Source organism: Streptomyces sp. NPDC002784, from assembly GCF_053592135.1.
Genome location: NZ_JBSFVD010000002.1, coordinates 563,643 through 575,676, shown reverse-complemented (window position 1 = coordinate 575,676; position 12,034 = coordinate 563,643). Strand labels below are relative to the sequence as shown.

At 73.8% G+C, this 12,034-nt stretch carries 9 protein-coding genes; 5 read left to right on the top strand and 4 right to left on the bottom strand.

Annotated elements, in window-relative coordinates; genetic code table 11:
• Positions 1–28: 28 nt before the first annotated feature.
• On the top strand, positions 29–1,594 hold the full coding sequence (locus ACWD1Z_RS07195; protein ID WP_451116277.1) for a carboxylesterase/lipase family protein: 1,566 nt from the start codon (positions 29–31) through the stop codon (positions 1,592–1,594).
• A 543-nt stretch (positions 1,595–2,137) separates the two neighbouring features.
• Here the strand turns inward: ACWD1Z_RS07195 and mmuM are convergent.
• Together mmuM and ACWD1Z_RS07185 are read right to left on the bottom strand one after the other, a co-directional pair.
• Positions 2,138–3,046 carry a homocysteine S-methyltransferase gene (mmuM, locus tag ACWD1Z_RS07190; protein WP_451116275.1) on the bottom strand — a complete coding sequence of 303 codons (909 nt, stop codon included), beginning with the start codon at positions 3,044–3,046 and terminating at the stop codon, positions 2,138–2,140.
• 75 nt (positions 3,047–3,121) lie between these two features.
• Positions 3,122–4,687: an FAD-dependent monooxygenase gene (locus tag ACWD1Z_RS07185; protein ID WP_451116273.1), complete on the bottom strand. Its 1,566-nt coding sequence runs from the start codon at positions 4,685–4,687 to the stop codon at positions 3,122–3,124.
• Positions 4,688–4,843: 156 nt separating this feature from the next.
• On the opposite strand from ACWD1Z_RS07185, the gene ACWD1Z_RS07180 reads away from it, so the two are divergent.
• From ACWD1Z_RS07180 to ACWD1Z_RS07165, 4 genes are all read left to right on the top strand, one after another.
• Positions 4,844–6,256 (top strand): RICIN domain-containing protein, encoded by a 1,413-nt coding sequence (locus ACWD1Z_RS07180; protein WP_451116271.1) that lies wholly within the window; start codon positions 4,844–4,846, stop codon positions 6,254–6,256.
• A 17-nt stretch (positions 6,257–6,273) separates the two neighbouring features.
• Positions 6,274–7,290, top strand: coding sequence for a rhamnogalacturonan acetylesterase (locus ACWD1Z_RS07175; RefSeq protein ID WP_451116351.1), 1,017 nt, complete (start codon positions 6,274–6,276; stop codon positions 7,288–7,290).
• A 67-nt stretch (positions 7,291–7,357) separates the two neighbouring features.
• A complete protein-coding gene (locus ACWD1Z_RS07170; RefSeq protein WP_451116269.1) occupies positions 7,358–9,097 on the top strand; it encodes a DUF2264 domain-containing protein in 1,740 nt (579 codons plus the stop codon).
• Positions 9,094–9,888 carry an isocitrate lyase/PEP mutase family protein gene (locus tag ACWD1Z_RS07165; RefSeq protein ID WP_451116267.1) on the top strand — a complete coding sequence of 265 codons (795 nt, stop codon included), beginning with the start codon at positions 9,094–9,096 and terminating at the stop codon, positions 9,886–9,888. The genes ACWD1Z_RS07170 and ACWD1Z_RS07165 overlap by 4 nt, the downstream gene beginning before the upstream one ends.
• Here the strand turns inward: ACWD1Z_RS07165 and ACWD1Z_RS07160 are convergent.
• Positions 9,840–10,424, bottom strand: coding sequence for a TetR/AcrR family transcriptional regulator (locus ACWD1Z_RS07160; protein WP_451116266.1), 585 nt, complete (start codon positions 10,422–10,424; stop codon positions 9,840–9,842). The two genes, ACWD1Z_RS07165 and ACWD1Z_RS07160, sit on opposite strands and share 49 nt — an antisense overlap.
• A 77-nt stretch (positions 10,425–10,501) precedes the next feature.
• Positions 10,502–11,821, bottom strand: a complete 1,320-nt coding sequence (locus ACWD1Z_RS07155) for a jacalin-like lectin (RefSeq protein WP_451116264.1) — start codon at positions 11,819–11,821, stop codon at positions 10,502–10,504.
• Positions 11,822–12,034 lie beyond the last annotated feature (213 nt).

The window sequence follows — 12,034 nt, the reverse complement described above, 5'->3', positions numbered from 1 at the left end:
CGGATCGTGGCGAAGGGCTGGTGGGCGGATGACGGCGGACCGGACCGACCCCGTGGTCAGCACCCCCTACGGAGCCGTGCGCGGCAGATACGAGCGGACGGTCGCCGTGTTCCGCGGCATTCCGTACGCGGCGCCGCCCTTCGGCCCCCGCCGGTTCCGGCCGCCGTTGCCGCCGGAGCGCTGGGACGGTGTCCGTGACGCGGGCACGTTCGGGCCGACGGCGCCGAAACCGCCGTACTCCCCGGCCTTCGCGGAGTATCTGGCCGACCCGGTGGTGGTCGGGGACGACTGTCTGAACCTCAATGTGTGGACGCCCGATCCCAGCCCCGGGGCGCGACTGCCGGTCATGGTGTGGCTGCACGGGGGCGCGCTGACCCGCGGTTCCTCGGCCGTGCCCGTCTACGACGGACGGCACTTCGCCCGGGACGGCATCGTGTTCGTCTCCGTCAACTACCGGCTCGGCGTGGAGGGTTACGGCCTCTTCCCGGACGCCCCCGCCAACGCCGGGCTGCGGGACCAGCTCGCCGCACTGGAGTGGGTGCACGCCTCGATCGGGGCCTTCGGGGGCGACCCCGGCCGGATCACCCTGGCCGGGCAGTCCGCCGGAGCGATCAGTGTGGGGGCACTGCTGGCCGCGCCGGGGACCCAGGGCCTGGTGCGGCGGGCGATTCTGCAGAGCGGGCCGCCCGAGGCGTCCGAGCGGGACAAGGTACGCAAGATGGTGCGCCGGATGGCCACCCGGCTGAAGGTACCCGCCACGGCAGCCGCCTTCGCCGAGGTCGACCGGGAACTGCTGCTGCGCACCCAGGCCGAGGCCGGCCGGCTCAGCAGCCCGGTGCTCGGCGGGCCCGCCTTCGGGATCGTCGTCGACGGCGATCTCGTGCCGCGCGATCCCCTGGAGGCGCTCGTCGACGGCGCGGCGGCGCGGGGCGTGGAACTGCTGACGGGCTGGACCGGCGAGGAGTACCGGCTGTGGCTGGTGCCCGGCGGTCTGCTGGAGCGCGTCGACCGGCTCGGGCCGCTCGCGCTGGCCGGAGCCATGGCCCGCTGCCGCTGCGGTCCCGAGGTGCCCCGCGGCTACCGCACCCTGCACCCCGGGGCCCGCACCGCCGAGATCGTCGGCCAGATGGTCACCGACCGCCTGCTGCGGAACCCACTGCACCGCCTGGCCGACTCCCGCCCGGACACCTCGTACGTGTACGAGTTCGCCTGGCCGTCCAACCGGCCCGGCCTCGGCGCCTGCCACTCCCTGGAACTCGGCTTCGTCTTCGGCACCGGCGACGCCCCCGAGTCCGCGAAACTGGCGGGTGCGGACACCCCGCCCGAACTCTCCGAGGCCATGCACGGCGCCTGGGTCCGGTTCGCCGAGCACGGCGACCCCGGCTGGCAGCACTGGGACGACACCCACCCGGTGCGGATCTTCGGCGCCGGCGCACCGCACACCGCGTACGGCCCCCGGGACCGCGAACTGGCCCTGTGGGCCGCCGATCCCACCCCGGAGGCACCCCCACCGGCCGGCCCACCCCCGCGCGGCCCGGAACTCCGGTCGGTAGTACGCCGCCTCCGCCTCCCCGGCGCGGTACGCCGCCACTGACCCCTGCCGGGGGGTACGGGCAAAGGGCCGGCCGTCGGACCGAGGCGGACGTTTCCCGCCCCCGCGCCACCCGGCGATCACCTCCGCCGATCCGGCACGCGCCGGGTGTGGACCTGAGCCGGTGCGGCGCGGGCTTGGTTGTCGGGGCGAGCCCGGCGTCGGCCGTGCGGCGGTGGCGCGTTGGGTGTGGACCGGCCGGTGGGGTCGGGCCGATGGGCGGGGCCGGCGACGCCTTCGCGGTCCCTGTGACCTGGGGCCCGGCGGGGAGGGTCTTCCGGTCGGGCGTGCGCTCGGGGTGTGTCGGGGGTGGACTTGAGCCGGTGGGGTCGGCCGACGGGCGGGGCGGGTTCGGCGGCGCCTTGGCGGTCCCTGTGACCTGGGGCCCGGCCGGGAGGGTCTTCCGGTCGGGCGAGCGCCCGGGGTGTGTCAGGTGCTCCGGCGGTGCGGCGCGAGTCCGGCGTCGGCCGTGCGTCCGTGGCGCGTCAGGTCTGGACCTTCGGCGATGTGGCACGAGCCCGTTTGCCCGGGGCGAGAGGGTGTTTCCTAGGTCCGTACCGCCCCCGCGATCTCCGTGATCGTCTTCGGGCCCACTCTGCAGCAGCCCCCGATCAGGCGGGCGCCCCTGTCGCGCCAGGTGCGGACCTGGGGCGGGGTGAAGGTGGGGCGGCCCTGCCAGGCGCGGGCGTGGGGGTTCCAGGACTCGCCGCTGTTCGGGTAGACCACCACCGGCTTGCCGGTGGTCCGGGCCGCCGTCGCGATCGCCGCGTCCACGTCCTGCGGCGCGCAGCAGTTCACGCCGACCGCGATCACCTCGTCCGCGTCGGCGGCGAGCGCGAAGGCGTCCCGCAGCGGCTGGCCCGCGCGGGTGCGGTCACCGGCCACGGAGTACGACAGCCAGACCGGGACCCCGAGTCCGCGTACCGCCCGCAGCAGCGCCCGCGCCTCGTCGGCGTCCGGGACCGTCTCCAGGGCCAGCACATCGGGACCGGCGGCGGCCAGGACCTCCAGACGAGGGCGGTGGAAGCGTTCGAGCGCGTCGACGCTCAGGCCGTAGCGGCCCCGGTACTCCGAGCCGTCGGCGAGCATCGCGCCGTACGGGCCGACGGACGCCGCCACCCACAGGGGCCGCTCCGCCTGCGCCCGGCGGGCCGCCGCACGGGCCAGTTCCACGCTCAGCGAGAGGAGTCCGGCCGCCCGCTCCGGTCCGATCCCGCGGCCCGCGAACCCCTCGAAGGTGGCCTGGTAGCTCGCGGTGATCGCCACGTCGGCGCCGGCCTCGAAGTAGGCGAGGTGCGCCTCGGTGATGGCCTCGGGCCGCTCCGCGAGCAGCCGCGCCGACCACAGCTCGTCGCTCAGGTCGTGCCCGGCGGCCTCCAGCTGGTTGGACATCCCGCCGTCGAGGACGACGGGACCGGCGGCGAGGGCCTGGACGAGGGGGGTGGCGCTGGTCATGTCCTGACGCTAGTCGAACAGCGGTCGAGCGGCCGGTCATGTCCGGTGCGTGGGCGCAGCGTCCGTGCTGTGGGATCAGGCCGTCCCGGTGATCGCCGTCAGCGCCTCGCGCAGGGCCCGGTCGCCGGGCGGGCCCACGGGCCAGCGGGCGCCGACATGGCCGTCCGGGCGTACCAGCAGCGCCCCGTGCGGGCCGAGGTCTCCCAGGCCCGCGGGCAGCCGCTCGACGCGCAGCGGCCAGGGCGGGGCGAGCTGCCCTGCCCAGGCGGCGGGGTCGGGGGTGAGCAGGGTGAACCACTCGCCGAAGGTGTCGAGCGTGGAGCGCTCCGGTGCCAGCCAGAGGTGCGGCATGCGGTGGCCGGGGCGCGTGGTGGGGACGTACTCCGTGCCCTCGTCGTCCGGCTCGGGCGGAGCGCTGCCGTCCGGGAGCACGGCGCCGGAGTCGTAGGCGACGCCGAGCACCAGCCCGAGCTGCGCGAAGTACCGCTCCGACCACGGCAGTTCGATCTGTTCCGAGGGCGCGGCCCCGCTCGCCGACTGTTCCTGGCGCCGGGCCTGCACCTGGAACAGCAACTGGGCGTTGGCCACCGCCTGGGCGAGCGTCCGGTGGGCGACGGGGACCCGTTCGCGCTCGTAGCTGTCCAGCAGGCCCGGCCCGGCCCACCCGCGCAGCACGCCGGCCACCTTCCAGCACAGGTTGTGCACATCGGCGATCCCGGCGTTCATGCCCAGGCCGCCCACCACGGGCACCGCGTGGCAGGCGTCACCGGCGAGCAGGACGCGGCCGTGGCAAAAGCGCTCGGCGACGAACGCGTTCATCACCCAGTGCTGCACCCGCAGCACGTCCACCCGCACGTCGGCTCCGGTGCCGAGCGTGTGCGTGACGAGCCCGGCCCAGTCGGTGTGCCCGGGGTCCTCGGGGGTGGCGCCCATCCAGGCCCAGCCGCCTTCGGGGTAGAGCGGGACGATCGAGCCGTGCGGGGCCACATAGAGCCCGGCGGGGTGCCGCGCGCACCAGCGGTCCAGGTCGGCGTCGAAGACCACGGTGGTGATGTCGGCGATCGCCCCGGGGCCCGCGGTGCCGATGCCGAGAAGCTCCCGGACGGTGGAGTTCGCGCCGTCGGCGGCGAGCACGTAGCGGGCCCGGACACGCGTGTGCGCGCCGCCCTCGTGGTCGACGAGGTCGGCCACCACCCCGTCCTCCTCCTCGGTCAGGCCGGTGAGTTCGACCCCGAACCGCGCCGGTGCGGACGCCGCGGCCAGCAGATGCGGTTCGAGCCGGTCCTGCGAGGTCATCACCCCGAGCGCCGGGCTCTCGGCCACCGGCGCCTCGATCCCGACCAGCGCCGCGGAGGCGAAGTCGGGGGCGGCCAGGGTCTCCCGGAAGCGGATCCGGCCGAACTGCGGCCCGAACGCGGCCGCCGTGACCTTCTCGTCGATCCCGAGCAGCCGGAAGATCTCCATCGACCGCACATTGACCAGCCGGGACCGCGGAAAGGGCGACAACTTCCGGTGCCTCTCGACCAGCAGGACCCGCACGCCCCAACGCTCCCACAGGGCCCGGGCGGTGAGCCCGACGGGCCCTCCGCCGACGATCAACACCTCTACCTCGTCGTCCACGGGGACGCCCTGATCCGCCATGACATTTATTTCATCACTTGTTGATTTCAGTGGCAACGGCATTCAGGTCGTCCCGTCGGACCCGTTGACCTTGCCGTAACACCCCCATACCTTTTCGGCGTTCGCCATGCCAGATGTTGTTCGCAATGCCGAACCGATCCGAGGAGAGTGCGTGAGATGAGACGTGCGTACGCCACCCTGCTCGCCCTCTGTCTGGCGCTCGCCGGAACCCTGGCCACCGCCGGTCCCGCCCGGGCGGCACCGCAGACCGTCACCAACGGCACCCGGTTCACCGACACATCGGGCAACCCGGTGCACGCGCACGGCGGCGGCGTCATCAAGGTCGGCGCGTACTACTACTGGTTCGGCGAGAACCGCAACGCCGACAACACCTTCCGGTACGTCTCCGCCTACCGCTCCACGGACCTGAAGAACTGGGAGTTCCGCAACCACGTCCTGACCGAGGCCACCGACCCGGAGCTGGCCACCGCCAACATCGAGCGGCCCAAGGTCATGTACAACGCGGCCACCGGCAGGTTCGTGATGTGGATGCACAAGGAGAACGGCACCGACTACAGCGAGGCGCGCGCGGCCGTCGCCGTCTCCGACACCGTGGACGGCGACTACACCTGGCGGGGCAGCTTCCGCCCGCTCGACCGGCACATGTCCCGGGACATCACCGTCTTCGTCGACACCGACGGCACGGGCTACATGGTCTCGGCCGCACGGGACAACTACGACCTGCACATCTACCGGCTGACCGCCGACTACACCTCCGTCGCCGCCCTGGTCGCCGACCCCTGGCACGGCGGCCATCGCGAGGCCCCGGCGCTGTTCAAGCGCAACGGCGTGTACTTCATGCTGACCTCGGGCGCCACCGGCTGGAACCCCAACCAGCAGCAGTACGCCACCGCGACCTCGCTGTCCGGACCGTGGACCGCCATGAGGAACGCCGGCGACGCCACGGCCTACGGCTCGCAGACCGCGTACGTCCTTCCCGTGCAGGGGACTTCGGGCACCTCCTACCTCTACCTCGGCGACCGCTGGGGCAACTCCTTCGGCGGGACCGTCAACGACTCCCGGTACGTGTGGCTGCCGCTGACCTTCCCGAACGCGACCACCCTGGCGATGGCCTGGACCCCGGAGGTCACGGTCGACACGGCCACCGGCTCGCTCACCGGCACCAGCGCCACGTACCACTCGCTGACCGCCCGGCACTCCGGCCGGTGCGCCGACGTGACCAGCCAGTCGCAGTGGCAGGGCGCCCAGCTCAAGCAGTACGACTGCAACGGCGGCGGCAACCAGCGCTACTGGTTCAAGCCGGTCGGCGGCGGCCACTACCAGCTGATGGCCCGGCACAGCTCCCTGTGCGTCCAGGAGAACGCGAACACGGTGACGCAGGAGAACTGCGCCGCCTCGGCGGTGAACCAGCAGTGGTCGCTGACCACCACCGGCTCCCACGTCACCGTCGTCTCCCGCGCCACCGGCGAGTGCCTGGACGTCAACGGCGCGTCCACCGCCAACTCCGCCGCGATCATCACGTACACCTGCAACGGAGGGACGAACCAGCAGTGGACCCGCGCGAGTTGAGACGCCTCAGCGTCACCCTGTCGGCGGCCGTGGCACTGAGCGCAGCGCTCGGCGCGGTCCCCGCACACGCCGGTGAACCGGCGCCGGGCCTGGCGAACTGCACCGCCACCGCCTGCCACTTCGACCTCCCGCCCGGGACGTACGACGTGAAGGTGCTGCTGGGCGGCGACACGGAGTCGAGTACGGCCATCACCGGCGAGACCCGGCGCGCCCTGCTCCCCGAGACGGCGGCGGGCGCCGGTGAGCGCGTCGCCCGCAGCTTCACCGTGAACGTCCGCACCCCCGAGGGCGAGCCCACCGGCCCCGCCGGAACCGCGGGGCTCGACCTGGCCCTCGGCGGCTCGGCGCCCGCCCTGGCCGGCATCCGGGTCACCCCCGCCCGGCACGCCCGCCAGATCCTCCTCATCGGCGACTCCACGGTCTGCGACCAGCCCGGCGACCCCTACCACGGCTGGGGCCAACAGCTCCCGCAGTACCTCCGCAAGGGCCTGTCGGTCGCCAACCACGCCGATTCCGGGGAGAGTACGGTCACCTATCTCGGGAACCCGCTGCTGTGGGCCACCGTCCAGCCGCGGATCCACCCCGGCGACCTCGTCCTCGTCCAGCTCGCGCACAACGACAAGACCACCGACGAGGCCACCTACCGCGCCAACCTGGAGGCCCTGGTGGCGGGCGTGCGCGAGCGGGGCGGCGAACCCGTGCTCGTCACCCCGGTCGTGCGGCGCTGGTTCAACGCCGACGGCACGCTCGACAACGGCACGGCGCTGCTGGTGAACGGCCTGGGCGTGGACCATCCGGCGGTCGTCCGTTCGGTCGCCGCGGCCGGGGGCGTGCCGCTGATCGACCTGACGGCGAGGACGAAGGCGCTGGTCGAGTCGCTCGGCGTGGAGGGCTCCAAGTCCCTCTACCTGTACAACGAGAAACGGGACAACACCCACACCTCGGTGCGGGGAGCCACCGCGTACGCGGAGCTGGTCCGCGACGAACTCCTCGTCCAGGGGCTGGTGCCCGAGGGCCTGGTGAGGGTGGGATGAACCCCTGGGGCGCCTCGACCGGAACCGGGGCGCCCCAGGTCTGTGTCCCGAGCCATCTGGAGAACCGATGCAGCTGCCTCCCGACGACCGCACCCTCAGCCCCCGCACCGGCTGGACCCGCGCCCACTGGGAGGCGGCCGCCGACGCCCTGCTCACCGCGGTGGAGCCGTACGCCACCGCCGACCGCGCCCTCTACCACTTCCCCGGCGACCGGGTGAGCGCCTCCGGCCGCCTCTCCGACGGCCTGGAGGGCTACGCCCGTACGCTGCTGCTGGCGGCCTTCCGCCGGGACGAGACCGCACTCGGACGGTACGCCGAAGGACTGGCCGCGGGCGTCGCCGGGGTGTGGCCCCGCGTCGGGCACCGCAGCCAGCCCCTGGTGGAGGCGGCCTCCATCGCGCTGGCCCTGCGGCTGACCCGCCCGCTGCTGTGGGACCGCCTGGACGACACCGTGCGACAGCGGGCGGCGGTCTGGCTGGGCGACGCCCTCACCGCCGAACCCTGGCCGTGCAACTGGGAGTTGTTCCCGGTCACCGTCGGCGGCTTCCTGGGCTCGATCGGCCATGAGCCGGAGGCGTCCCGCAAGGCGGTCGACCGGGGCCTGGAACGCGTCGAGCAGTGGTACGTGGGCGACGGCTGGTACACCGACGGCGACGGCCGCAAGTTCGACTACTACAACGGCTGGGCGATGCACCTCTACCCGGTGCTGCACGCCTGGCTGGCGGACGACCCGGAGCTGCTGGCCCGGTACGGCGGCAGACTCTCCCGCCATCTCCAGGACTACGCCCACCTGTTCGCCGCCGACGGCGCCCCCCTGCACCAGGGCCGCTCCCTGACGTACCGCTTCGCGACGACGGCCCCCCTGTGGCTGGGCGCCCTGACGGGCCACACCCCCCTGCCGCCGGGCGAGACCCGGCGCCTCGCCTCGGGCGCCCTGCGCTACTTCCTGGAACGGGGCGCGGTCGACGAACGGGGCCTGCTGACCCTGGGCTGGCACGGCCCCGAACCCGCCCTCCTCCAGGACTACTCGGGCCCGGCCTCCCCGTACTGGGCGAGCAAGGGCTTCCTGGGACTGCTGCTGCCACCGGAGCACGAGGTGTGGACGGCGCCGGAGGAACCGGGCCCCGCGGAACGCTCCGACGCGGCGTACCCGGTGACCCCGCCCAACTGGCTGCTCCACTCCACCGTCTCGGACGGCCTGGTCCGCCTGCACAACCACGGCAGCGAGGAGGTCCGTTACGACCCGTACTACACGCGGCTCGCCTACTCGACGTCGACGCGGCCGGCACCGTCGTACGACAACACCGTGTTCGTGGGCGACGACCCGAGCCGCACGGACATCGAGCCGCTGGGAGTGGGCGACGGCTGGGCGGCCTCCCGCCACACCGTCTCCCCGGGCGTCCGGGTGACGAGCGTGGTGCTCGTGCACGGCGCCGTGGAGGTGCGGATCCACCTGGTCGCGGGGGCGGAGCCGGGGACGCCGGTACGGGTGACGGGCTGGCCCCAGGCAGACGGCGTCCGGGCGGAACTGGCACCGGCCCTCGCCCTGGACGAGGACCTCAAGGGGGCCACGGGGGACAGGCCCACGCTCTTCGCCGCCCTCGCCCGTCTCACCGGGGAACCGGATCCGGCCGAGCTGGCTGGGACGGCCGCGCTGAGAGCGGAGCGCGCCGGGGAGGGCCCCGGGGAGGTCGTCGTGGCGTGGGCGGAGGGTGCGGAGGCCCGGGTGCGGGTGGAGGACGGGTCGGTGGACGTGTCCATCGTTCGGCGGGGACCGAACGGACCGGGGCCCACCATGGCCGCATGACCGCCTTTGCCCGCCTCCACCACACCGGCGAACCCCTCCTCCTGCCCAACGCCTGGGACCACGCCTCCGCCCGGGCCCTGGCCGGCGAGGGCTTCCGGGCCGTCGGCACCAGCAGCCTCGCCGTCGCCGCGGCGGCGGGACTGCCGGACGGCGCCTCGGTGACCCGGGACGACACGCTACGGCTCGCCCTCACGCTCGGCAGCGGGCCGTTCCTGCTCTCCGTCGACGCCGAGGGCGGGTTCAGCCAGGACCCGGACGCGGTGGGGGAGTTCGCCCGGCACCTGGCCGCCGTCGGCGCCGTCGGCGTCAACCTGGAGGACGGACTGGGGTCCGTGGACCTGCACGCCGCGAAGATCGCCGCCGTCAAGCGGGCCGTGCCGCACCTCTTCGTCAACGCGCGCACCGACACGTACTGGCTGGGGGAGGGGGACGAGCGGGAGACGCTGCGCCGGCTCGACATCTACCAGCAGGCGGGCGCCGACGGGGTGTTCGTCCCGGGCCTGACCGACCCCGCGCGGATCGGCGCCCTGGTCCGGCACCTCGACACCCCGCTCAACATCCTCTGGTCGCCCGCCGGACCGGCCGTCCCGCACCTCGCCGACCTCGGCGTGCGCCGTGTCAGTCTCGGGTCGCTGCTGTACCGGCGGGCGCTGGGCGCGGCCCTGGAGACGGTCGCCGACATCCGGGCCGGGCGGACCCCCGGCGGGACCACGCCGACGTACGACGAGGTGCAACGGGCAGCTCAGGCGCCGGACTCCGGTTCGCGCGGCCAGTGCTCCAGCGCCACGTGAAGCGCCTCCACCGCCCGCTCCCACGAGCGGCGGACGTCCCTGGGCGCGCCGAAGGCGCCCGCCGACTCCAGGGCGCAGTAGCCGTGGAAGGTGCTGCGCAGCAGGCGCACCGCGTCCGTCAGGTCGGGTTCCTCCAGGCCGTACCCGCGCAGCATGCCGTAGGTGATGTCGGCGGTGCGGCGCAGGGCGGGGGAGTCCGTCAGCAGGGCCCGGTCCACCGGGAGCTGGGTCGCCGCGTAGCGGCCGGGGTGTTCCAGGGCGTACGCCCGGTAGGCGTCCGCGAAGGCGGCGAGGGCGTCCTTGCCCGCCCGGCCGGCGACCGCCAGGGCGATCCGGTCGATCATCTCGCCGCCCGCCAGCAGCGCGATCCGCGCCCTGAGGTCCTTCAGGCTCTTGACGTGCGAATACAGGCTGGCGTCCCGCACGCCGAAGTGGCGGGCCAGCGCGGAGAGGGACACCTTCTCCAAACCGACCTCGTCGGCCAGCTCGGCCGCCGCCGCCGTGAGCCGCTCGGCGGTCAGTCCCGCACGCGCCATGACACCGCCCTCCGGACCCAGTGCGCCTGGGGAGCAGCCTAGTCGTCCCAGGCAGCGGCCGGCCTCGGCCCGCCCGCTCAGCCGATCGGCGCGTAGAGCACGCCCAGCTTGTCGATCTCCTGGCCCGACCGTCCCGTGAAGCCCACGATCTGCCACCCCGGAGGTGCGGTGAAGGTCGTCGCGTCGGACGTCGCCGTACCGGCCGACAGGGTCCGGCCCCGGTCCGTGGTGAAGGCCGCCGAGAAGATCCTGCTCCGCCCGTCCTTCTGACCCCGTGTCAGCCTCACCGAGATGAGGTGCTCGCCGGAGCCCAGGGTCAGGGAGGCCGCGGTGCCGCCCGTGCCGCCGTGGGCCAGGGCCGTACCGCCGTCGTGGGTGAGCGCCACGGCGTCCAGCCGGGAGCCGCCGCGCAGGGTGAGGGTACGGGGGGAGACGGTGCCCGGCAGATCGTCGGCGTCGGTGAACGCCGTGCCGTGCGGGCCGCCGAAGAAGTCGCTCGCCCTCAGGGACGGGCTGAGGGAGTAGGAGAAGCCGACGCTGTGCGGGAAGTGGTCGGAGAGGTGTGCGCCGTCGTCGCGGAGGAAGGACGCCCACTCGTTGTGATAGCGGGTGGCGTTCAGGGACACGAGGGCGCTGCCCCGGTAGAGGACCTTGTCGACCACCTCGCAGTCGTCCGTCGGCGCCGCCGCGTCGCAGACCAGGGCGTCGCCGCCCGGCGCGGGCGCGGTGCCGCCCCGGACCAGGTCGACCCACGGGTCCTTCAGGCCGTTCTCCGACAGCAGCGTGCGGATGTTGTCGCCCGCGCGCGTGTAGCGCGTGTTGGTGTCGCCCATGACGATCACGGCGTTGCCCGCGGAGTGGGCCTGGATGAAGTCCGACAGCTGCTCGATGTTGGCGCGGCGGGCGGCGAGGGCGGCGTCGGTGACATCGGCGTTGGTGTGGACGTTGTAGAGGTCCACGAAGGCGCCCTCCGCGAGCCGGACCCGGGCCAGCGTGAACCCCTTCGGGGTCAGGCAGTCCGTGCCCGTGCAGTCGTTCCAGTCGACCCGCTCGAAGTCCTCGAAGGCGAAGTGGGACAGGGTGTTCAGGCCGTCGCCGAGCCCCGCCCCGCCGCTGGTCGCGGTGCGGTGGGGGTGGGTGTCGTGGGCGTACAGGGAGGCGTGGTAGTTGAAGTCCTCCTGGACATGGACGATGTCGTACGGGCCGAGGCGCCGGCCGATGAGCGGGGTGTTCGTCGCCGGGTCGCTGTCGCCGAGGCCGAGGGGGAGGCCGGCGATGTTGTAGGTCAGCACGTCGAAGGAGCCGGAGGCGGCGGCCGTCGCGGGGCCCGCGCCGGTGGCGGTGAGGCCGGTGAGGGCCAGCGCGGCGGCCGCGAGGGTGCCGAGGACTCGTCTCATGGTGGGGGTGTCTCCGTCGGGTGGGGGAGCGGGCGGCTGCGGGGGAACCTGAACGCAGTTCAGGTTCGGCGTCAACTGCCCTGACGTGCAAGGCCCGTTGGGAAAACTGTGAAAGGCGTGGCGATCCGCCGTGTGCGGGGCATGCGACGGCAACGCGTTGCTTGTTCAACGTTCATGTTTCGGCTCGATCCTCCACAGGCGGCGTGGTCGCGC

What these genes read in the sequence shown, in the direction of transcription:
- ACWD1Z_RS07160 (WP_451116266.1), bottom strand. Translation starts at nt 10,424, where the DNA reads ATGGCGCGTGCGGGACTGACCGCCGAGCGGCTCACGGCGGCGGCGGCC.
- ACWD1Z_RS07195 (WP_451116277.1), top strand. Translation starts at nt 29, where the DNA reads ATGACGGCGGACCGGACCGACCCCGTGGTCAGCACCCCCTACGGAGCC.
- ACWD1Z_RS07170 (WP_451116269.1), top strand. Translation starts at nt 7,358, where the DNA reads ATGCAGCTGCCTCCCGACGACCGCACCCTCAGCCCCCGCACCGGCTGG.
- ACWD1Z_RS07155 (WP_451116264.1), bottom strand. Translation starts at nt 11,821, where the DNA reads ATGAGACGAGTCCTCGGCACCCTCGCGGCCGCCGCGCTGGCCCTCACC.
- ACWD1Z_RS07165 (WP_451116267.1), top strand. Translation starts at nt 9,094, where the DNA reads ATGACCGCCTTTGCCCGCCTCCACCACACCGGCGAACCCCTCCTCCTG.
- mmuM (WP_451116275.1), bottom strand. Translation starts at nt 3,046, where the DNA reads ATGACCAGCGCCACCCCCCTCGTCCAGGCCCTCGCCGCCGGTCCCGTC.
- ACWD1Z_RS07185 (WP_451116273.1), bottom strand. Translation starts at nt 4,687, where the DNA reads ATGGCGGATCAGGGCGTCCCCGTGGACGACGAGGTAGAGGTGTTGATC.
- ACWD1Z_RS07180 (WP_451116271.1), top strand. Translation starts at nt 4,844, where the DNA reads ATGAGACGTGCGTACGCCACCCTGCTCGCCCTCTGTCTGGCGCTCGCC.